This is a genomic window from Streptomyces sp. NPDC058000, from assembly GCF_042886435.1.
Classification (GTDB): Bacteria; Actinomycetota; Actinomycetes; order Streptomycetales; family Streptomycetaceae; genus Streptomyces.
This window is the reverse complement of the sequence record NZ_JBHVQS010000047.1, coordinates 46461-67710: the sequence shown is the minus strand read 5'-3', so window position 1 is coordinate 67710 and position 21250 is coordinate 46461. Positions and strand designations below refer to the sequence as shown.

The 21250-nt window shown below is 70.5% G+C and carries 15 protein-coding genes; 13 read left to right on the top strand and 2 right to left on the bottom strand.

The window, feature by feature from the left end; translation table 11 throughout:
• Positions 1 to 115: 115 nt before the first annotated feature.
• A complete protein-coding gene (gene sucD / locus ACFVT2_RS32325) occupies positions 116 to 1000 on the bottom strand; it encodes a succinate--CoA ligase subunit alpha (RefSeq protein ID WP_390023678.1) in 885 nt (294 codons plus the stop codon).
• 21 nt (positions 1001 to 1021) lie between these two features.
• Positions 1022 to 2200: an ADP-forming succinate--CoA ligase subunit beta gene (gene sucC / locus ACFVT2_RS32320; RefSeq protein WP_390023677.1), complete on the bottom strand. Its 1179-nt coding sequence runs from the start codon at positions 2198 to 2200 to the stop codon at positions 1022 to 1024.
• A 797-nt stretch (positions 2201 to 2997) separates the two neighbouring features.
• Here sucC and ACFVT2_RS32315 point away from each other — a divergent pair.
• From ACFVT2_RS32315 to ACFVT2_RS32255, 13 genes are all read left to right on the top strand, one after another.
• Positions 2998 to 4845: a phage tail sheath family protein gene (locus tag ACFVT2_RS32315; RefSeq protein WP_390023675.1), complete on the top strand. Its 1848-nt coding sequence runs from the start codon at positions 2998 to 3000 to the stop codon at positions 4843 to 4845.
• A gap of 86 nt (positions 4846 to 4931) precedes the next feature.
• Complete coding sequence (locus ACFVT2_RS32310; protein ID WP_390023673.1) at positions 4932 to 5456, top strand: phage tail protein; 525 nt, start codon at positions 4932 to 4934, stop codon at positions 5454 to 5456.
• 21 nt (positions 5457 to 5477) lie between these two features.
• Positions 5478 to 6236: a hypothetical protein gene (locus ACFVT2_RS32305; protein ID WP_390023671.1), complete on the top strand. Its 759-nt coding sequence runs from the start codon at positions 5478 to 5480 to the stop codon at positions 6234 to 6236.
• The gene (locus ACFVT2_RS32300) at positions 6229 to 7065 is read left to right on the top strand and encodes a hypothetical protein (protein WP_390023669.1); all 837 of its coding nucleotides are present in this window, start codon (positions 6229 to 6231) and stop codon (positions 7063 to 7065) included. The genes ACFVT2_RS32305 and ACFVT2_RS32300 overlap by 8 nt, the downstream gene beginning before the upstream one ends.
• Positions 7062 to 8084: a DUF4255 domain-containing protein gene (locus tag ACFVT2_RS32295; protein WP_390023667.1), complete on the top strand. Its 1023-nt coding sequence runs from the start codon at positions 7062 to 7064 to the stop codon at positions 8082 to 8084. The genes ACFVT2_RS32300 and ACFVT2_RS32295 overlap by 4 nt, the downstream gene beginning before the upstream one ends.
• A gap of 33 nt (positions 8085 to 8117) precedes the next feature.
• The gene (locus ACFVT2_RS32290) at positions 8118 to 10223 is read left to right on the top strand and encodes an ATP-binding protein (protein ID WP_390023665.1); all 2106 of its coding nucleotides are present in this window, start codon (positions 8118 to 8120) and stop codon (positions 10221 to 10223) included.
• A 266-nt stretch (positions 10224 to 10489) separates the two neighbouring features.
• Positions 10490 to 10735 carry a hypothetical protein gene (locus tag ACFVT2_RS32285; protein WP_390023663.1) on the top strand — a complete coding sequence of 82 codons (246 nt, stop codon included), beginning with the start codon at positions 10490 to 10492 and terminating at the stop codon, positions 10733 to 10735.
• Positions 10732 to 17823, top strand: a complete 7092-nt coding sequence (locus ACFVT2_RS32280) for a DUF4157 domain-containing protein (RefSeq protein ID WP_390023661.1) — start codon at positions 10732 to 10734, stop codon at positions 17821 to 17823. The genes ACFVT2_RS32285 and ACFVT2_RS32280 overlap by 4 nt, the downstream gene beginning before the upstream one ends.
• A gap of 23 nt (positions 17824 to 17846) precedes the next feature.
• Entirely contained in the window at positions 17847 to 18440 is a 594-nt protein-coding gene (locus tag ACFVT2_RS32275) for a hypothetical protein (protein ID WP_390023659.1), read from the top strand.
• On the top strand, positions 18437 to 19108 hold the full coding sequence (locus ACFVT2_RS32270) for a hypothetical protein (RefSeq protein WP_390023657.1): 672 nt from the start codon (positions 18437 to 18439) through the stop codon (positions 19106 to 19108). The genes ACFVT2_RS32275 and ACFVT2_RS32270 overlap by 4 nt, the downstream gene beginning before the upstream one ends.
• A gap of 3 nt (positions 19109 to 19111) precedes the next feature.
• Complete coding sequence (locus ACFVT2_RS32265) at positions 19112 to 19498, top strand: hypothetical protein (RefSeq protein ID WP_390023655.1); 387 nt, start codon at positions 19112 to 19114, stop codon at positions 19496 to 19498.
• A complete protein-coding gene (locus ACFVT2_RS32260; RefSeq protein WP_390023653.1) occupies positions 19491 to 20636 on the top strand; it encodes a hypothetical protein in 1146 nt (381 codons plus the stop codon). The genes ACFVT2_RS32265 and ACFVT2_RS32260 overlap by 8 nt, the downstream gene beginning before the upstream one ends.
• Before the next feature lie 58 nt (positions 20637 to 20694).
• Positions 20695 to 21219, top strand: a complete 525-nt coding sequence (locus ACFVT2_RS32255; RefSeq protein WP_390023651.1) for a phage baseplate assembly protein V — start codon at positions 20695 to 20697, stop codon at positions 21217 to 21219.
• Positions 21220 to 21250 lie beyond the last annotated feature (31 nt).

Sequence of the window (21250 nt, the reverse complement as noted above, 5' to 3'; positions counted from 1 at the left end):
CCCGGGGCCCCGCGCTCCCGCGGCCCGCCGCCCCCCGAGAGGGGTCGGGGTCACCCTCGCCCGTACTGCGGTGCTGCCGCCGCAGGACAGGACCGGCGGCAGCGGCAGGAGTCCGTCAGCCGTTGAGGATCTCGCGGGCCAGCAGCGCGGTCTCGGACGGGGTCTTGCCGACCTTCACGCCCGCGGCCTCCAGGGCCTCCTTCTTCGCCTGGGCGGTGCCGGACGAACCGGACACGATGGCGCCGGCGTGGCCCATCGTCTTGCCCTCGGGCGCGGTGAAGCCCGCCACGTAGCCGACGACCGGCTTGGTGACGTTGGCCTTGATGTAGTCGGCCGCCCGCTCCTCGGCGTCGCCGCCGATCTCACCGATCATCACGATCAGGTCGGTGTCGGGGTCGTCCTGGAACGCCTCCAGGGCGTCGATGTGCGTGGTGCCGATGACCGGGTCGCCACCGATGCCGACGGCGGACGAGAAGCCGATGTCCCGCAGCTCGTACATCATCTGGTAGGTCAGCGTGCCGGACTTCGACACCAGGCCGATGCGGCCGGGCTTGGTGATGTCGCCCGGGATGATGCCGGCGTTGGACTGACCGGGGGTGATCAGGCCGGGGCAGTTCGGGCCGATGATCCGGGTCTTGTTGCCCTTGGCCTTGGCGTACGCCCAGAAGGCGGCGGAGTCGTGCACCGCGATGCCCTCGGTGATGACGACGGCCAGCGGGATCTCGGCGTCGATGGCCTCGACGACGGCGGCCTTGGCGAAGGCCGGCGGGACGAAGAGGACGGAGACGTTGGCGCCCGTCTTCTCCATCGCTTCCTTGACGGAGCCGAAGACCGGGACCTCGGTGCCGTCGAAGTCGACGCTGGTGCCGGCCTTGCGCGGGTTGACACCGCCGACGATGTTGGTGCCGTCACCGAGCATGAGCTTGGTGTGCTTCATGCCGGTAGCGCCGGTCATCCCCTGGACGATGACCTTGCTGTCCTTGGTGAGGAAGATAGCCATGGTTGTTGGAGTCCTCGTCCCTTACTTGGCCGCGGCCAGCTCGGCGGCCTTGTCGGCCGCACCGTCCATCGTGTCCACGCGCTGCACCAGCGGGTGGTTGGCGTCCGAGAGGATCTTGCGACCCAGCTCCGCGTTGTTGCCGTCGAGGCGGACGACCAGCGGCTTGCTGACGTTCTCGCCCTTGGACTTCAGCAGCTCCAGGGCCTGCACGATGCCGTTGGCGACCTCGTCGCACGCGGTGATGCCGCCGAAGACGTTGACGAACACGGACTTCACGTCCGGGTCGCCGAGGATGATCTCCAGGCCGTTCGCCATGACCTCGGCGGAGGCGCCGCCGCCGATGTCGAGGAAGTTGGCGGGCTTGACGCCGCCGTGGTTCTCACCGGCGTAGGCGACGACGTCCAGGGTGCTCATGACGAGACCCGCGCCGTTGCCGATGATGCCGACCTGGCCGTCGAGCTTGACGTAGTTCAGGCCCTTGGCCTTGGCCGCGGCTTCGAGCGGGTTAGCCGCGTCCTTGTCCTCCAGCGCGTCGTGCTCCGGCTGGCGGAACTCGGCGTTGGCGTCCAGGGAGACCTTGCCGTCGAGGGCGAGGACGTCGCCGGAGGCGACCTTGGCCAGCGGGTTGACCTCGACCAGGAGGGCGTCCTCCTTGACGAAGGTCTGCCACAGGGTGACCAGCACCTCGGCGACCTGCTCGGCGACCTCGGCCGGGAACTTCGCCTGGGCGACGATCTCGCGGGCCTTCTCGATGGAGACGCCCTCGTTGGCGTCGACCGGGACCTTGGCGAGCTCGTCGGGGCGGGTGGCCGCGACTTCCTCGATGTCCATGCCGCCGGCCACGGAGGCCATGGCCAGGAAGGTGCGGTTGGTGCGGTCGAGGAGGTACGAAACGTAGTACTCCTCGACGATCTCCGGAGCGGTCTCGGCGATCATCACCTTGTGGACCGTGTGGCCCTTGATGTCCATGCCGAGGATGTCCGTCGCGCGGGCGACGGCCTCGTCCGGCGTGGCGGCGAGCTTCACGCCACCGGCCTTGCCACGGCCACCGACCTTCACCTGCGCCTTGACGACCGACTTGCCGCCAAGGCGCTCGGTCGCCGCGCGGGCCGCCTCAGGCGTGTCGATGACTTCACCGGCCAGCACCGGTACACCGTGCTTGGCGAAGAGGTCCCTCGCCTGGTACTCGAACAGGTCCACGCGCGTCCGTCCCTTGTCTTCTCAGAATCGCCGTAGTGATCGCGGTTCGTTCGTCTGCGATGGGCGTGCCGCGAAGGGCAACGTGACGGCGCTGTCACTGGGGAGGCGTATACACGGTGTCCGGATACGCGGCATGTCCGTCTCGCAGGGTATCGCCGCTGGACATGCGTCCCTAAATCACAGATCACACTCCGGCGGTGATTACGGTCACAGATCTTTTGGCCAACGTACTTCGCCACCCCCTTTCCACAGGTCTGCCTCGGCGCGCCGGAGGCATTTCGCAGGGCCGACCGGGTACGGGGGCGGCCGTGCCGTCATCCGCCGTGCACTCCGTCGCGGTGCGCCGTTCGGGCGCCGGTCCCGATGACCCCCGTGCGCCCGGGTGGCCCCGGCCCTTCCGGTTCCGGTTGCGGGGAGGTGGGAATCCGTTTGGGAAGAACGTGCGACGCGCCCACACAAGACCTCCGCAGGGGGTGTCCGGAAAGCTCCTTGACCCCTCAACTCCCCCCAGAACACACTGCGTTGAGCACTTACGCATCAGGAGTCACAAGCCGGAGTCGTACATGTCCGGGCTTGATCCCGTGCAGGTCGGACCGCAGATCACGGACCGCCTCGCACCGGATGCAGACGGGGGAACTTGATGGGTAGTGGGGGGATGCACGACCACGATCGGCACGGGGTGCGGTCGCGGGTTCTTCCGCACCCGCCGTCCCTCCCCCTTCTTCCCGCCCATCCCTCCCGGTTTTCTCGATTTCTTGGTGTCCTCACACTCGGTGCCTGAAGGGATTGGAGGGGGAATGCCGACACATACGACCTATCCCGGCGTCTATGTCGAAGAGCTTCCCAGCAGCATCCGCAGCATCACCACCGTGACGACTTCCGTGACCGCGTTCGTCGGTCACACCCGGCGCGGTCCACTCAACCAGCCGGTCCGGATCACCAGCTTCGCCGATTTCGAACGCCGCTTCGGCGGCCTGACCTCGCGCAGCCCGGTCGCCTACGCCGTCCACCAGTTCTTCGGCAACGGCGGCGCCGACGCGGTGATCGTCCGGGTCGCCAAGGCCGGCACCGGCAAGGAGGCCCAGGTCACCCTGGAGTCCACCGAGGGCCGCAGCCAGTGCCCGGTCCTGGAGGTGCACGCCAAGGAGCCGGGCATCTGGGGCGACGGCCTACGGGTCGCCGTGGACCATGACACCCCGTGCCCGGAGGCGACCTTCAACCTCCAGGTCCTCGACGCCCACGGCACGGCCCGCGAGTCCTTCACCGGCCTGTCCATGAACCCCGGCGACGGCCGGTTCGTCGAGACGATCGTCAACGCCGGCTCGACGCTCATCCGGGTCGCCGCGGTGGGCGAGGGCCGCCCGGACCCGTCCGGCACCGTCTCCAAGCCGTTCCACCACGAACTCCCGGATCTGAACGTGGAGTTGACGGTGAAGATCGGCGAGGTGGAGCGGGAGTTCACCCTCTACGACCCGGACTGCGACGGCGAGCCGCCGTGCGACGTCACCGAGCTGGCGCTGCTGCTGGAGCACAAGCTGCGGGCCCTGCCGGACGCCCCCGGCAAGCACGCCTTCGCCGGTGCGCAGGTGATCGCCTTCGGGCGCCGCGTCCAGGTCGTGGCCGGCTCCGCCGACCCCGGTGACGTGGTCCGCTTCGTCGGCGAGTGCGCCAACGACCTGGGGCTGGAGGCATCGGTCAACCCACCGGTCTTCCCGCTGTGCGGCGGCGAGGACGGCGAGCCGCCGGGACCGCGCGACCTCATCGGCAGCGAGGCCCGCAAGAGCGGCCTCCAGGCGCTGCGCGACATCCCCGACGTCAATCTGCTCGCCCTGCCCGAGCTGGCCTCGTACGCGTCCACCGACGATATGGTCACGGTGATCTCGGCGGCCCAGCGGCTGTGCGAGGAGCGGCGGATGTTCCTGCTCGTCGACGCGCCCGCGGCCTGGGGCAGCGTGGACGCCGCCCGGGCCGGGATCGGCGCCTTCGACGCGGTCCGCGGCAACCACGCCGCCCTGTACTACCCGCACCTGCAACTCACCGACCCGCTCACCGGCCGGCTGCGCTCCTTCCCGCCGTCCGGCGCGCTGGCCGGCGTGATCGCCCGCACCGACGGCGAGCGCGGAGTGTGGAAGGCCCCGGCGGGCACCGAGGCGCGGCTGGCCGGCGTGCACGGGCTGACCGTCAAGCTCACCGACCGCGAGAACGGCCTACTGAACCCGCTCGGCATCAACTGCCTGCGGGCCTTCCCGATGGTCGGCCCGCTGGTGTGGGGCGCCCGCACGCTCCAGGGCTCGGACGCCCTGGACAGCGAGTGGAAGTACGTCCCGGTGCGGCGGCTGGCCCTGCACGTCGAGGAGAGCCTGCTGCGCGGCCTCCAGTGGGTGGTCTTCGAGCCCAACAACGAGCAGCTGTGGCAGCAGATCAGGCTCAACGCCTCGGCGTACCTGCACACGCTCTTCGAGAAGGGCGCCTTCAAGGGCGGCACCCCTCGGCAGGCGTACTTCGTCAAGTGCGACAAGGACACCACGACCGAGGCGGACATCGAGAACGGGATCGTGAACGTCGTGGTCGGCATCGCGCCCGTCAAACCGGCCGAGTTCGTGATCGTCAAGATCCAGCAGCTGGCCGGCCAGTTCGACCTCTAGGGCGCGGGGCGCCGGGGCCGGTGGAAGGGCCGGCCCCCGTGCGCCCCACGACGCCGACGTACAGGAATCCGACGTGAAGGAATCCGATGGCTGAGTTCAAGATCAACGCCCATCGCTTCGACCCGTACAAGAACTTCAAGTTCCTGGTCCTGTGGGACGGCCGGACGGTCGCGGGGGTCAGCAAGATCAGTCCGCTCAAGCGCACCACCGAGGTCGTCAAGCACCGCAACGGCGGCGACCCCAGCTCCCCGCGCAAGTCCCCGGGCCGCTCCGAGTTCGAGGGCATCACCCTGGAGCGCGGGGTCACCCACGACCCGGAGTTCGACCGCTGGGCCAACAAGGTCTGGCAGGTCGGCGCCGGCCTCGGCTCGGAGGTCTCGCTCGCCGACTTCCGCAAGGACATCATCATCCAGGTCCTCAACGAGGCCGGCCAGGTCGCCGTCTCGCACAAGATCTACCGGTCCTGGCCCAGCGAGTACCAGGTCCTGGGCGAGATGGACGCCAACGCCAACGCGGTGGCCATCCAGAGCCTCAAGCTCGAATGCGAGGGCTGGGAACGCGACTACGAGGTCCCCGAACCCGAGGAGCCCTCGTTCACCCACCCGGCCTGAGCAGCGGCGACGGGGTAACGCATGACGGTCACCGGGCCGGCGGAACTGCTGGCCACCTGGGAGGCCGGGCTGGCCGAGCAGGGCGCCGCCCGGGCCCTTCTGCTGCACCGGGCGGCCCGTCCCGGAGCGGCTCCCGACACCCTGCTGGCGGTGCCGCTCGGGGAGCGGGCGGCCGACCTCTTCGCCCTGCGCCGGGCACTGTTCGGCAACCGGCTGGAGGTCACGCTCGCCTGCACGGTGCCGGCGTGCGGCGCGGCGATGGAGTTCGAGCTGGACGCCGGGGAGTTCGCGGCCACCCGCCCGCGGCCACCCGAGGGCGGACTGCGGGTGGCGGAGGGCGAGTGGACGCTGCGGTTCCGACTGCCCGCCCCCGCGGACCTGGTTGCCGTGGCCGCCGCCCGACCACCGGACGGCGCGGACGCCCGGCGGCTGCTCGCGGCACGCTGCGCGCTCGCCGCCCAGCGGGCCGGCCGGGAGGCCACCGCCGAGGAGGTCGCCCAGCTGCCCGATCCGGTGCTCAAGCGCTTCGCCGAGGCCGCCGAGACGGCCGACCCCGGCGCGGAACTGACGCTGGAGATCGCCTGTCCGGAGTGCGGCGCGGCCACCCCGGCGGAGCTGGACATCGCCGCGTACCTGTGGACCGAACTGGACGCCTGGGCCCGGGACCTCCTCCTCGACGTCCATCTGCTCGCCTCGGCCTACGGCTGGAGCGAGCCCGAGATCCTGGCGCTCAGCCCGCTGCGGCGCCGCTACTACCTGGAGCTGTGCGCGGATGCCTGAGATGCCCGAGCGGACGCCCACCGCGTCCGGCGACTACCTCGGCCGGCTGCTGGCGCGGCACGCCCCCGCGCCGCCCGCCGATCCCTTCGGCGCGCCCGACGGCAGCGACGCCCCGGCGCGACGCACCCTCGTCCGGCCGCGGCTGCCGGGCCCGTTCGAGCGGGTGGAGGCGGTGCGCGGGCCGGCCGTCGACGATCCGGACGACGACGGGTCGTCGTCCCCGCGGGCGTCCGGATGGCCCGCCCCGGCACCGTTCGCCGGTGCACCGCCGCGCGCCGAACGGCGGACGGAGATCCGTACCCGGCACGAACGGGAGACGGTGATCCGCACCGCGGCGGCGCCCGAGGCCGAGCGCGGGGCGGCCGACCCGTGGCCGGGGCCGGCCACCGCACCGCTGCTGCGGCCCGCGGCGACGGCCGTGCCCGGGGCCCGGGTCGCCGCCGGCGACGGCGTAGCGCCGCGAGGGCGGTCGGGGGCGCACGGCACGGAGGGGGCGGCGGACCGGGGGGCTTCGCTGTGGGGCGCGGAGGCGGCCGGCCCGGCACCCGCCGGCGCCCTGCGGCCGCGGGCCGATGCCGGGCCGGCGCCCCGTGGCCCCGCACCGGGCCGCGCCGCGACCGCGACCGGTCGGCGGGGACCGCGCGGCCCCGCCGAGCGGGTGGTGCACGTACAGATCGGCCGACTTGAGGTCAGTGCGACCGGCGCGGCCGGCAGCGAACGGCCCGCGGCGGGCACCCGCCCGGCCCGCCCCGAGCGGCGCGCGCCCGCGCTGAACCTCTCGGACTATCTGGCTTCCCAGCAACGGACTTCAGGGGGACGGTCCACATGAGCAACGCACTCGCCCTCGCGACGGTCACCCAGGCCCTTGCGCTGCTGATCGAGCACAATCTCCACCCCGAGATCGACATGGCCGTCTCGGTGGAGACCCGCAAACCGCCCGCCGATCCGCCGACCGACCCGACGATCACCGTCTTCCTGTACCAGGTCACCCACAACCCCTCGATGCGCAACAACGACCTGGTCACCCGCGCCTCCGACGGCACCCTGCTCAAACGCCCCGCCGCGGCGATCGACCTGCAGTTCCTGATCAGCGCCTACGGGGAGGAGCAGGAGCTGGTCGGGCAGCGGCTGATCGGCAGCGTGGTGCGGACGCTGCACGAAATCCCGGTCCTACCACGGGAGTTGATCGAGGAGGCGGCGGAGCGCCCCTATCTGGCGGGGAGCGATCTCGCCGAGTCGTTGCAGAAGGTCCGCTTCGCGCCGACCCAGATGGACGTGGACGAGACCTCCAAGCTCTGGGGCATGCTCAACAACACGCCCTACTCGCTGTCGGTGGCCTACCAGGCGTCGCTGGTGCTGCTCGACGGCCACCAGAAGCCGGCCCCGGCCCGCCCGGTGCGGCGACCGGAGGTGACGGTGGTGCCGGAGGTGCCGCCGGAGGTGCCATTGGGGGGCTCGGGGGGATCCTCCGGTGCGGCTGTGACGGGCGGGGCGCCCGCGGCGGGCGTCGCCGCGACGGGATCGATACCGGCAGCGGCATCCGCAGTGGCATCCGCATCGGCATCGGACGCGGCACCGGACGCGGCACCGGACGAGGTGTCCGATCAGGCGGCCTCCGCCTCGGAGACGTCTGCACCGGCGACCTCCGTCCCGGCGAAACGGGCCGCGAAGAGGGCGGCGGGCGGCGCCCCGGCGACGACCAAGTCCGCTGCCGAGCGCGGGAGTTCGGGCGGCGGCCGCGCGGGGGGCCGGCCGCGCGCCCGCACCCGTAAGGCGACCGGCGACGGCACCCGGGACGCGGCCCGCACCGACGACCCGGGCCGGGCCGACGACGGCGGGGAGGGCTGAGGCGCGGTGCGGGGAACGGGGGCGGAGGAGGAGATGGCGGGCACCGGCGGGTACGGCCCCGGGGCGGCGGCGCACGGCGACGCGGACAGGGAAACGGGCGGGGAAGCGCTGGCCGCCGCCGTCCGGGGCGTGCTCGCGCGCCTGGACGCGCATGCCGCCCACGCCCACGGGAACGCCCCGACGGGCGAGCCCGAGGACGAACAGCAGGACGGGAACGGCAACGGGGACGGCAAGGGGAACGGGAAGAGCCAGGGGACCAGGAACGGCGACGAGGGCCCGGGTGCGGGCGGGAGCGGCCGGCGCGCCGGCGCCCCCCGAGCGCTCGTCACCGGCGCCCCCTCCCCCCAGGCCCTCGACACCCTCACCGCCTGCTTCGGGCTGACGCCCTTCGAGCGGGAGGTCGTACTGCTCACCGCGGCCGCCGAGCTGGACCCGACCACCGCTGTCCGCTGCGCCGCCGCCTGCGGCGATCCGACCCGCCCGTACCCCACGTTCTCGCTCGCCCTGGCGGCGCTCGACGAACCCCACTGGAGCGCCCTGACCCCGGTCGCCCCGCTGCGCCGCTGGCGGCTGGTCGAGGTGGCGGACGAGACCGGGTTGACCACCGGCCGGTTACGCCTCGACGAGCGGATCCTGCACTTCCTGGCCGGCGCGCCCTACCTGGACGCCCGGCTGCACGGCCAACTCCGCCGCACCGGCGCGCCGGAGACCCTGCCGCCCGGGTACGAGGCGGCCGCCCTGCGGGTGGCGGCGGGCTGGGCGGGCGCCGGCCCGGACGCCCCGCTACGCGTCGAACTGGTCGGCGGCGACCTGCGGACCCGCGGGGAGATCGCGGCCACCGCGGCCCGCCGTTCGGGGCTCGGCCTGTACTCGATGGCCGCCGCGGACCTTCCGACCGACCCCGCCGAACGGGACCGGCTGGCCCGGCTCTGGCAGCGGGAGGCGATCCTGCTGCCGGCCGCGCTGCTGGTCGAGGTCGGCGAGTTGGACCGCGAGCAGTACGCCGCCACGGACGCCTTCATCGCGGGTGCCGCCGTCCCGCTGGTCGTCTCCAGCCAGGACCCGCGGCAGACCGGCCAGCCGCGCGGCGAGCGGGTCACCGTGCCGAAGCTCTCCGACGAGGAGCAGCTGGGACTCTGGGCGGACGCCTTCACCGACCTCCCCGAGGTGACGGATCGTCACATCGCTTCCCTGGTCGCCCAGTTCCAGCTCCCGCCGCACGTCGTCCGCGCGGCCGCCGCCACCGTGCGCCGCGACCTGCCGGCCTCCGACACCCTCGACGCCGCCGAGCTGGCCTGGCAGGCCGGCCTCACCGAGGCGCGGATGGGCCTGGACGAGCTGGGCCGCCGGATCGAACCGCGGGCCGGCTGGGACGATCTGGTGCTCGCCGACCGCCAGTTGCGCATCCTCCAGGAGGTCGTCGCGCACGTACGCCAGCGCGCCACCGTCTACCAGGACTGGGGCTTCGCGAAGTCGCTGCGCAGCGGTCTGGGCGTCACCGCGCTCTTCGCGGGCGGTTCCGGCACCGGCAAGACGCTGGCCGCCGAGGTGATGGCCAAGGAACTGGGCCTGGACCTCTTCGTCATCGACCTCTCCCAGGTCGTCAGCAAATACATCGGCGAGACGGAGAAGAACCTCAGCCGGGTCTTCGACGCGGCCGAGCGCGGCGGGGCGCTGCTCCTCTTCGACGAGGCGGACGCGCTGTTCGGCAAGCGCAGCGAGGTCAAGGACAGCCACGACCGCTACGCCAACCTGGAGGTCAGCTACCTGCTGATGCGGATGGAGGCGTACCGCGGCCTGGCCGTCCTCACCACCAACATGAAGAAGGCCCTGGACTCGGCCTTCATGCGGCGGATCCGCTTCGTGGTCGACTTCCCGTTTCCCACCGAACGGGAGCGGGCGGAGATCTGGCGCCGGGTGCTGCCGGCGCAGGTCCCGACGAAGGGCATCGACCCGGCGCTGCTGGCCCAACTCACCGTCGCCGGCGGCTCGATCCGCAACATCGCGCTCTCCGGCGCCTTCCTCGCCGCGGAGGAGGGCGACCGCCTCCAGATGCGCCACATGCTGGCCGCGGCCCGCACCGAGTACCTGAAGTTGGAACGTTCTCTGGCGCCGTCGGAGGTCCACGGATGGGTCTGAAGCACGAGATCGGCAGGAACGTCGCGCGGGCGGCCGGAAGCGGTCCGGGGTTCGGGGCCGGTACGGGGCACGGGGCCGGTACGGGTTCCGGTCCCGGTGCCGATTCACCGGCGACGGCGACGGCGCCGTCGGCATCGCCATCGGCATCGGCATCGCCATCGGCATCGCCGTCATCGGGAGCGGCAGCGCCGGCGCCGGCGCCGGCGTCCGAAGGGCCGCAGTCCGGCCGTTCCGCCGGCACGTTCCGGATCGAGATCGGTGAGCTGGTGCTGGACGGCTTCGATGCCCGGGTCGATCCGAGCCGGGTATCGGCCGCCTTCCAGGCCGAGTTGAGCCGTCTCGTACGCGAGCGGGGCGTGCCGCTGGCGGCGGACGGTGGCGGTGCGGACATCGCGCTCGACGGGCTCGCCGGCCTGCCGCCGCTGCCGGCCACCACCCATCCCGTACGGCTGGGTGAGGCACTGGCCCGTGCGGTGCACGCGGGCCTCGCCGGACGGGGGGAGGCGCGATGAGCGGCTCGGCCCGGTCGGCCGCCCAGGACGGCCAGTCCGCCCGCGACGAACGGCGTCGCAAGCGCAAGGAGCGGTCCGCCAGGTCCGCCGCCCCCGAGCCCAAGCGCATCGTCAGCGGCGCCGGCCAGCCCCTCGACCTGAGCGTCCGCCGTGAGCTGGAGGAACAGCTCGGCCACGACTTCAGCCAGGTCCGCCTGCACACCGACCGCGACTCCGGGCAGCTCGCCGAGCTGATGGGCGCCGACGCGTTCGCCGTCGGCCAGGACATCTTCTTCCGCGCGGGCACCTACCGCCCCGGCACGGCCGACGGCCGGCGCCTCCTCGCCCACGAACTCCTGCACACCGTCCAGAACCCGCACGGCCTGGGCGCGTTGCGCGCCGGCCGCGACCTGGGCGCGGTCAGCCTGCCGCAGGAGACCGTCGAGCGGGAGGCGGAGTCGGCGGCGCAGGAGTCCGTCCGGTCCGCCATGCTCGGCGCCGTACGGGCGGCCGAGCCGGCGGCCGAGATCGAACCGGGCCAGGCCACCCCGGGCTGGCTGCGCTACGCCACGGTGGACGCCGACCGCCGCCGCATGGAGCTGATCGACCCGGCGACGTTGGTGGACCGGCTGGCCAACGGGGTGCTGCGGTCGTTGCGGGGGGATCCGGAGGACCGGTCCAAGCGCGCCCGGATGCAACTGGCACAGCTGCCCGACGAGTTGCAGGACGCGGTGCTGGAGCGGCTGGAGCGGCGGCTGCTCAGCTCGGAGCACGAGCGGGTGCTCGACCTCGTTGCGGAGATCGAGGCCGACGAGGAGCTGGAGCGCGGTTCGCTCGATGCGCCGGTGGTCGAGACGGACCCCGCCGAGGAGCTGCGGTCCACGCGCGAGAGCGCGTGGCAGGAGGCGGCCGAACAGCGGGAGCAGGAGGAGAAGCCGGGCCTGGCGCCCGGGCCGGAGAAGGACGAGGACGAGGCGGCGGGCGCCACCGGGAGCACCCCGCGGAACGGTGGGACCCGGGAGGACGGCACCACTCCGCAGGGCGGCGGCGCACCGGGCGGGCCCGTCACGGAGGGCGGGAACGCGGGGCCGGAGCAGCGTGTGGTTGGCGGGGGCTCGTCCCCGGGGGCCGCTGCCGGGGCGCCGGGTGCCGCGCCCGCACAGCAGGCGCCGCAGTCCGCGGCCGCGGCACCGGGCGGTCAGCCGGCGGACCGGGCGACGGCCGGCGGTGGGCAGTCCACCGACGGGAAGTCCCCCGACGGACAGTCCTCCAACGGACAGTCCTCCAACGGTGGGCAGCAGGCCGGGGGCGCGAAGGACGCCGGGGCCGACGGCAAGGAGGGCACCGAGCGCGAGGGCACCCCGGTGGCCAGCAAGGAGGAGTCCGCGGCCAAGAACCGTCCCGGCGCCGTCGACGCGCTGGTGGCGGGGAAGCAGCTGAACCCGGCGGACAAGCGGGGGCAGGCGAAGCCCTCGGGTTCGCCGTCGACGGCGGGGGCCGGGGCGCAGCAGCCCGGCGCGGTGAGCACGCTCGACGGGGTCCGCACCCAGGACCTCGACGGCCCGGAGCCGCAGGCCGACGAGGACCCGTTCGGCGCGGGCAGCGAGTCCGAGGTGGACGTCGGGGGCGGGGAGCCGAGCGCCTGGGACGTCACGCTTCAGCCGGACGACTACCTCCCGGCCCAGGACCTGGACGTATCCGCCGTACCGACCGCGGACCAGCTGGACCCGTCCTCGTCCGGCAGCCCGGCGGCCCCGTCGTTCCCGGCTCCGCCGGTGACCAGGGCCGACAAGGTGCAGGCGGAGCGGGCCGCCGAGGACACGGAGGACGCGGCGTCGGACGCCGGGCCCGAGGAGGACGTCGACGACGGGCCGGCCGGTGCGGAGGCCACCACCGAGGCGGACGGGGCGGGGCCGGACGACGGGCTCGCCCCGGACCGGGCCGCCGAGGCGCGGACGGCGCCGGGTACCGCGTCGAAGGATCCGAAGGGCGGCGCCGACCCGAAGGCCGGTCCGGTGGCCGCGCAGGTGGCGGTGCAGGAGGCGCCGGGCCGGCCGGAGGGCGGCGGCGAGGCCCAGGAGCAGGCGGCCAAGGAGGAGAAGGGCACGCCGGCCGCGGGCGACGCGTCGGGGGCCGGGCAGGAGAAGGGCTCCCCGCAGGCGGCGGGCGGTGGGCCGGCGGCGGCCGGGTCCGCGGGCGGCGGCGAGCAGCAGAAGGCCGGGGCGGCACCGGCGGACAAGGGCGCCCCGGCGGGCGGCGCCCAGATGTCGTCGCCGGGGCGGGACAGCCATGTCTCCGGCGGGTCCAACGCGGACACCTCCGGTGGGGCGAGCGCGGACGCGGCCGCCGGGGCGCGGCGCGAGCCGTCGGGCGGGGGGACCGGGTCCCGTACGGAGCAGCCCGCGGCCCGTACGGAGGCGCCGGCGCAGAAGGGGGCCCCGGCGGGCGCGGAGCAGGGCGCGGGCGGTGCTCCGCAGTCGGCCAAGGCGGCCCCCGAGGCTCCGGCGGCCGACGCGTCGGCGGGCGCGTCGGCGCCGGCCGCCAAGGAGGAGCGGGCACCCGAGGCCGCGGCCCGGCCGGCGCCGGCCGCCACGGGCGCGGGCGGAGGCGGCGGGGGCGGCGGCAGTGCGGCCGTGCCCGTCAAGAAGGCCAAGAAGGACTCCGGGCCGGCGCCGAACCTGTCGAACGTCTCCCCCGAGGCGGGCCTGTCGACCGCGTCGAAACTCAAGCCGCACAAGGCACTTGAGGCCATGGGCGGGGTGGGCGGTGCGGTGGACCGCACGGTCGGCGACGAGCACAAGGCGCTGTCCGCGGCGCCGCCCTCGATGCAGCGTCCGGCCGGTGCGCCGCAGACCCTCCAGGGCCAGCCGAAGACCGACGCCCCGGCGCAGTACGACCAGAATCCGGCGCAGAAGAGCGACGCGCCCAACGCCGACAAGGCCGAGGTCACCGGCGCCAAGGAGCCCGAGGGCCAGATCGAGGCGGAGAAGGCCGAGGAGCCCGGCGGCTGGCAGACCTTCAAGATGGCCCTGGGCTTCGGCATCGGGTGGGTGGCCGAGGAGCTCGGCTTCAAGGTGGACAAGCAGGAGCTGGCCGCCAAGTTCGCCGGGCTGCCGACGAAGGACGAGGCGCTGAAGAAGGCCCAGGCGGGCAATGCGCCGGGCGTGCAGATGCAGGGCGCCGCCGGGGACAAGGCCGACGAGCAGGGCGGCGCCGTCGACGCCAAGGGCCAGGACACCGTCGCGACCGGCCGGGACGACGCGGGCCGGCCGATGGGCGAGGACCAGGTCTACCCGGACGCCCCCAAGGAGCAGATGGCCGCCAAGGTGCCCGGTGCCCAGGGCGGGAAGGGCGGCGGGCCGCAGGGGGCGGCGGACACCGGGGCGGTACCGCCCGACGCGGCTTCGGAGGTGGCGGAGCACGAGCGGGGGCCGCAGTTCCAGGCCGCGTTCGGCGACGGCCAGAAGAGCATGTCCAAGGGCCGCGAGAAGAAGGACCAGGACTTCCGCGACTCCCAGGAGAAGCACAAGAAGCAGGTCGACGCCGAGATCGACGGCAACACCAAGAGCCAGACCGAAGAGCGCCACAAGGCGATGGGCGAGGTCACCGACCACCGCTCCGACTGGCGCAAAGAACAAGACACGGAGCTGAAGAAGCTCGGCGACAAGAAGTCCGACCGGCACGACAAGGTCCGTAAGGACGTCAAGGACAAGGAAGAGCAGACCGACAAGGACTCCACCAAAGAAAAGGACGACGGCGACAAGCAGATCCAGGACAAGAACACCTCGGCCGAGAACGACGCGAAGAAGAAGCGCGACGACAGCGTCAACGAGTCGGGGAACTGGCTCTCCGAGGGGTTCGACTGGATCAAGAACAAGGTCATCGAGATCAAGAACGCGATCGTCGATGTCATCAAGCGGGCCCGCGAGGCCGTCGTCGGCTTCATCAAGCACTTCAAGGAGACCGTCGAGCGCTTGATCAACGAGGCGCGCCAGTACATCGCGGACGCCATCAAGACCCTGATCAACGACCTGATCGAGTTCGCGAAGGACATGGTCCGCGCGGTCATCGAACTCGCCCTGCGCATACGCAAGTTGATCGCCGACCTCGTCTCCGCCGCGATCGCCCTCGTCAACAAGCTCGCCACGATGCTGAAGAAGGTGCTCACCGACCTTCTCGACGCCATCGGCAAACTCCTCAGCGGAATTCTCGACATCCTCAAGCAGGTTCTCGACGAAGCGATCAAGCAGGTCATCGGGGCCATCAAGGCGGTCCTGGACTTCGCGTCGAAACTGCTGAGCGCGCTCGGCGACTGGATGCTGATCGCGGTCGACTTCCTCTCCGACCCGGGCGGCTGGCTGAGCGGCGCGAAGAACTCCGCCGTGGACGGCGCGAAGAACCATCTCTTCCGGGAGATCTCCACCGCCGTCAAACAGTGGTTCAAGGACAAGATCCAGGAAATCATCGGCGTCCCGAAGGCCATCCTGGACAAGCTCCTCAACGGCGGCTTCAAACTCGACGACATCGTCAAGGAAGCCTGGGAGGCGGTCCTCCCCCAACTCCCGCTCATCATCGGCGAACTGGTCATGACCAAGATCGTGGCCAAGCTGATCCCCGGGGCCGGCTGGGTGATGGCCGTCATCGACGCCATCCGCACGGCGTGGGGCGCGCTCAGCGCGATCCTGCGCGCGCTGTCCATGGTCCTCGACTGGCTGAAGGCGGTACGCGCGGGCGGCGCCGGCATCCTCTTCGCCAAGGCCGTCGCGGCGGGCGTGGTGGCCCTCCTCGAAACCCTCTACCAATGGCTCCTGAACGGCATCGGCAAGTACGTCGCCAAGGTCGGCCAACGCCTCAAGGGCGTCGCCGCCCGCCTCGGCAAGGGCTTCGGCAAGGAAGGCCGCGGCGGCCGGAAGGGCGCCGCGGGCGAGGGCTCGGGCGGCAAGGGCGACCGAACCGGCGACAAGAAACCCCGGCCCGCCGACGCCCCTTCCAAGGAACCCGCCCCGAAGTCCGCCGGCGCCCCGGCCACCCGCCCGACGACCGCCAAGCCCCACGAGACCAAGCCCGGCGAGACCAAGCCCGGCGAAAAACCGGGCGAGAAGCCGGGGGCCGGCAAGCCCACGTCCAAACCCGGCGAAACCCCGGAACGGCCGACGCCCGGCAAGCCCAAGTCCCCCGCCGACGAGCCCAAGAAGCCCACGGGCAACGACAAGAACGGCAAGCCCAAGTCCAAGGCCGACGAAAAACCGGACACCCGCCCCACCCCGTCCCCCAAACCCAAGCCCGAACCGGAACCCCGCCCCAAGCCCAAGCAGGAACCGGAATCCACACCCAAGCCCAAGGAGGACTCCCCCACCAAGCCCACCGACAAGGAACCCGCCAAGCCCAAGGACAACGAAAAGCCGACCACCAAACCCAAAGAAGACCCCCACGACCCCAACAAGCCCAACAAACCCAACAAGCCCAAAGAAGAAGACCCCACCAAGCCCAAGCCCGGCAACGAGGACGACCACCCCCACAAACCCAACGACAAACACCCGGGCGAAGACCCCAAGAAGCCGAAGAACAAGCCCGACAAGGAGCACGACCCGAAGAAGCCCAAGGAAGGCGACAACAAAAAACCCAAACACAAGCCAGACGAAAAGGGCCCCCACAAGCCCAAGGAAGACCACCCCAAGGACAAGGACCCCAACAAGGAAAAGAACGACAAGAAGGACAAGAAAAAGGAAGACGAGAACAAGAAGGACTCGAAGGACGCCCGGCTGGCGAAGATTGTCGCGCGAATAAGGCCAGCGTTGAACGGGCTGCTGAGAAAGGGCGTACAGGACCGCATCCTCCGAGGAACTGCGGGCACTCTCAAGCTCTGGCATCGCCTCACCGAGCTCACCGAGCAAGGCGCAGAGAAATTCGACTTCGAAGCCGTTCTCAACCCTAGGGCGAGAGCTCGAATAGCCGGTGTCAGGGTTGAGCGAGACGAGATTCTCCGCTTCATACGAACAGTGGCTAGCGAGGTGCAGAATTCGCCAAGAACACAAGCACGCGCAGAGGCACTGTCCGGACAAGGACGACAGGTAAATGTTGGAGAGAATGGGTACTCGCCAGCATTCGCCTCACACCTGAGGGAACCGGAAACGGACATGTCGCGCGGACAAAATGTGCGCTTCACGACCAACAGCGGAGATTCCGCTTCCGTGCAGCAAGGGTCCAGCGTGCGCAACCGGTTCGTGAGTCAGGTGGGCGTAAAAAAGGAAGACCGCTTCAACGATGCCTACGCCACCATGCTGGGCGGCATGCCGGAAGGTGCACAACGAGATCTCGCCCAGTCGATGATGGGTGACTTGACCGGAACTGCGGAACCGGCGACAGCACCGCAGCACCAACGTCTCTTCCTCCACTCACTGGGAGCGGTGGAAGAGAATCGCTCCCCCAGTGACATCGTCTATCGCGGCCTCGCCTACAGCCTCGCCGAACTCCCCGAGACGCAGGTCACCCGCGCCCAGCGGCAACGCGGATTGACATCTCTTCAAAAAGTTCTCCCGAAGATTCCAATGGGCCTAAGCACCGAGGTAGCAAAGAAAAACAGCAAATGGGGCGGCGGAGCGCAGAGCATGGCACGCCAACTGAACTCCAGGCTTCTCTTCGAGGACCAGATCGCCGGAGCGAGCAGTTCAGCCTCACCCGAGAGCATTTCTCGTAGGATGATTGCTTACAGCAAACGAGAAGGCGTGACCCCTTCAGATCTGGAAAGGCTCACCGGGCTCCAGCGCGACGGTCACACGACAGCAGACGGAATCACAAAAGCCGACTATAACGCGGCCCTGAAGATCTCCAGGAATAAGGAAGCCGACCCGGCGGAACGCGAAAGAGCCCAGGAAAAAATGTCTCGCTGGGAAGACTCCTACACCAGGGCTGCATGGGGGCGAGCAGCACACCAAGGTGGGGTCGCCGACACACCCGGGGCGAAGGCCATGGCGCAGCGTGAGATCAGGTTCCTGCAAGGGTGGGCGTCATCGCTTCAGCTCGACTACACCGGGAGCCCCGAACCGAAGAAGGAATTGTTCGACAGGATTCGTGCTGAAATCCACAGAATTTATGGCCTCACCTCATGAGGCAGGGAAAGGTAGCAGAAAACATGAAAGAGCGACACGCAAGCCGTCGCATCGTCCTTCGGCACAATATTCCTGACAACGCAATCTGGGAGTTCGCAGAGGAGCAAGGATGGGAATATCTGGGGCACGTACCCCGAGACCCCGATAGAGGCGTGTTTTACGAAGCCCGATGGGAATCCAGCGAGGGCAATACCGTCCACTTCATCATCGACGAATTTGCCGACACGCTGTATATGGTGGCGCAGAACCATATCGAGAAAGCAGCGGATGAGATCGCGGAACGCATCCAAGCTTCCTTGCCTTCTTTCTCGATTGACCAGCTGGCGGAAGAGTTCGATGTCAACATGTATCCCGCCGGGTGGGCGGCTGCTCTGCTGCGGCTGGGCGTGGCGGCACCGAGAACCACAGACGAAGAGATCCTGACCCGGATCCGAGAGTCTGTGGGGCACCGTGAGGCGGCAGTGCGCAGGGCTGCTGTCTGGGCGATGAGGTATGCGGCATGGCCTGAGCTCAAGGGGGAGCTGGAGAAGATGCTGAGCGTCGAGAAAGAACCGGAAATCGCTGAAGAAATCCGGCGAGCGATCGCCGCGTTCGGCGAGGCGGGGGGTGAAGCATGACCCGCTACGCCGACATTCCCAAGCCCATCCGTTCTGGGATCGTTGTCGTCGACCCCGATCTTGGTATTCCGCAGCGGATCATTGTGCTGCAGTTCAACCCGGACACGTTGGAGCGGCAGGTGGCGCCGCAGGCGGCCGGGGGTGAGGGCGATAGTGGTGGCGGCGGGGGTGGGAGCGGCGGGGATCGGAATGAGGCGCTGCGGCTGAAGGGGCCGGCGCAGGAGACGTGGAAGTTCACGGCTGAGATCGATGCGACGGATCAGCTCGACGTAGCGGCGCCGGACGGGATTCATCCGGAGTTGGCGGTGTTGGAGATGTTGGTGCAGCCGACCACCGCGCAGCTTTTGGCGGCGTCGAAGCTGACCAAGAACGGGACTATTGAGATCAGTCCCATTGAGACGCCGTTGACGCTGTTCACGTGGGGCAGTAAGCGGGTCATGCCGGTGCGGTTGACGGAGTTGTCGGTCAACGAGTCGGCGTTCGACGTGAACCTCAATCCGATTCGGGCTTCGCTCAGCATCGGGATGAAGGTGTTGACGGTGAGTGATTTGCCGGCCGGGCATCCCGGGGCCGCGTTGTACCTCGCGCACCTGGCGCAGAAGGAGCAGTTGGCGCGGCGGGCGCGGGGCGGGTCGTTGGCGCAGTTGGGGTTGGGGAGGGGGATCTGAGGCATGGCCATCGAGCCGTACGAGAGTGCGTTGGACGACGTGCCCGGGGCGCATCCGTATCCGCGGAGCAGCCGGTATGCGGGGATCGGCATCGGGGTGCACACCCTGCCCGACGGGACGGAAGTGCGGTATGCGAAGCGGAGGTTGTTGCCGCCGCTGCACGAGGCGGCCGACGAGGCCGTGCCGCATGTGGTGAGTGCGGGCGAGCGGCCCGATCAGCTCGGGCAGCGGTATTTCGGGGATCCGGGGCAGTGGTGGCGGATCGCGGATGCCAATCCGGTGTTGGAGCCACGGGAGTTGACGGCGGAGCCCGGGGTGGAGATAGCGGTGCCGTTGCCGGGTGGGTTTTCCGGCGGGGTCGGCGGCGGGCCGGGGGTGCGGCATGGCTGACGGTGATGAGCCGGTCGGGCGGGGGCCTATTCACGTCTCGCTGTATATGGGCCCGAAGTTGGCGCGGTTGGTCCCGCAGGAGGTGGTGGAGGCGCTGTTGTCGGCGCAGATCACCAGTACGGCGGGTGAGCGGAGCGGGTTCCAGCTGGCGTTCGACCTGACGAAGAAGGGGGCGATCGTCGAGCGGTTGCTGCCGGAGGGGTTCTTTGATCCGAAGACGCGGGTCATCGTCACCGTTGCGATCAAGGGGACGCCGGTGGTGCTGCTGGACGGCGTGATCGTGCGGCAGGAGGTGGGGAGCAGCAATCATCCCGGGCAGAGCACACTGACGGTGACGGGCGAGGACCTGACGCTGCTGATGGATTTGGAGGAGCGGACGGATCGGTATCCGAACCTCGCGCCGTCGCAGCGGGTGGAGCGGATTCTGGGGAAGTACGCCGATTACGGGATCGACGCGCGGATCATTCGGGAGCAGATTCCGCAGCCGCCGCGGGAGCAGGTACGGGTCGATTACCAGACGGGGACCGATCTTCAGTACATGAACGACCTGGCGCGGGCGAACGGGTACACGTTCTACCTGGAGCCGGGGCCGGTGCCTGGGCGATCGATGGCTTTCTGGGGGCCGGAACAGCGGCTGGGACAGCGCCAGCACGCCCTGAATGTGAATATGGATGCGAACTCGACCGTCGATCAGTTGACGTTCGCCTATGACGGGACGGCGAGAGAAGAGCCGCAGGCGCGGGTGCAGGACCCGGTGACGCGGCAGGCGCCGTTGCTGGCGCAGCCCGATATCAGTCCGCTGCGGCCGCCGTTGGGGCTGCGGGGGTCGCCGGCGCTCAAGCGGAAGACGCTGAGCGGGACGGCGAAGATGGATGAGGGGCTGGCGAAGGCGGAGGCGCTCGGCCGGGCCGCCACCAGTGCGGACGCCATTTCGGGGTCGGGGTCGTTGGACGTGACGCGGCATGGATATGTGCTCCGGCCGCGGGAGTTGGTGGGGGTGCGGGGCGCCGGGGTCACGTATGACGGCGATTACTACGTGAAGACCGTGACGCACAATCTGCGGATCGGCTCGTACTTGCAGAATTTCACGCTGTCGCGGGAGGGGCTGATCGCCCGTAGCGGCACTGTTCGGCCTTAGCGCACCGCATCCTTCGCGCGTAGCGACGCGTCACAGCACGTAAGGAGAGAAGCCCCGCATGGCTGCTGCACCGAACAACCGCTTCCTCGGCAAATTCCGGGGCCGGGTGGCGGCGAACGACGACCCGATGGGAGTCGGGCGGTTGAAGGTCCAGGTTCCGGACGTGTTGGGGGACGAGGTGTCGACCTGGGCCCTGCCGTGTTTCCCGTTCACGGGGGAGAAGGCCGGGCAGGTGGTGGTGCCGTCGGTCGGGGCCGGTGTCTGGGTGGAGTTCGAGCAGGGGGATCCCAGTTTCCCGGTGTGGGTGGGGTGTTGGTACGGCCGGCGGGAGGAATTGCCGGAGGATGCGCAGCGGGATCCGGCGATTTCCCGGCCGGTGGTGATCCAGACGCCCGGGAAGCACAAGATCGTGATGTCCGACGTGCCCACCGAGGGGATTTTGCTGGAGGCGCCGGGTGGGGCGTATGTGCGGATCGACGCCACGGGCGTCCATCTCAATAACGGGCACGGGGCGTCGATTTCCCTACGCGGGGAGCAAGTCGACGTGAATGACGGCCGGTTGACCGTGCAGAAGAAGCGCTGACGGAATCGGGGGAGGCAGGGCAGATGGCGAG

Coding starts and splice junctions, on each gene's coding strand:
- ACFVT2_RS32270 (WP_390023657.1), top strand. CDS start 18,437: ATGACCCGCTACGCCGACATTCCCAAGCCCATCCGTTCTGGGATCGTT.
- ACFVT2_RS32305 (WP_390023671.1), top strand. CDS start 5,478: ATGACGGTCACCGGGCCGGCGGAACTGCTGGCCACCTGGGAGGCCGGG.
- ACFVT2_RS32265 (WP_390023655.1), top strand. CDS start 19,112: ATGGCCATCGAGCCGTACGAGAGTGCGTTGGACGACGTGCCCGGGGCG.
- ACFVT2_RS32260 (WP_390023653.1), top strand. CDS start 19,491: ATGGCTGACGGTGATGAGCCGGTCGGGCGGGGGCCTATTCACGTCTCG.
- ACFVT2_RS32310 (WP_390023673.1), top strand. CDS start 4,932: ATGGCTGAGTTCAAGATCAACGCCCATCGCTTCGACCCGTACAAGAAC.
- ACFVT2_RS32280 (WP_390023661.1), top strand. CDS start 10,732: ATGAGCGGCTCGGCCCGGTCGGCCGCCCAGGACGGCCAGTCCGCCCGC.
- ACFVT2_RS32315 (WP_390023675.1), top strand. CDS start 2,998: ATGCCGACACATACGACCTATCCCGGCGTCTATGTCGAAGAGCTTCCC.
- ACFVT2_RS32295 (WP_390023667.1), top strand. CDS start 7,062: ATGAGCAACGCACTCGCCCTCGCGACGGTCACCCAGGCCCTTGCGCTG.
- ACFVT2_RS32255 (WP_390023651.1), top strand. CDS start 20,695: ATGGCTGCTGCACCGAACAACCGCTTCCTCGGCAAATTCCGGGGCCGG.
- ACFVT2_RS32275 (WP_390023659.1), top strand. CDS start 17,847: ATGAAAGAGCGACACGCAAGCCGTCGCATCGTCCTTCGGCACAATATT.
- ACFVT2_RS32300 (WP_390023669.1), top strand. CDS start 6,229: ATGCCTGAGATGCCCGAGCGGACGCCCACCGCGTCCGGCGACTACCTC.
- sucD (WP_390023678.1), bottom strand. CDS start 1,000: ATGGCTATCTTCCTCACCAAGGACAGCAAGGTCATCGTCCAGGGGATG.
- ACFVT2_RS32290 (WP_390023665.1), top strand. CDS start 8,118: ATGGCGGGCACCGGCGGGTACGGCCCCGGGGCGGCGGCGCACGGCGAC.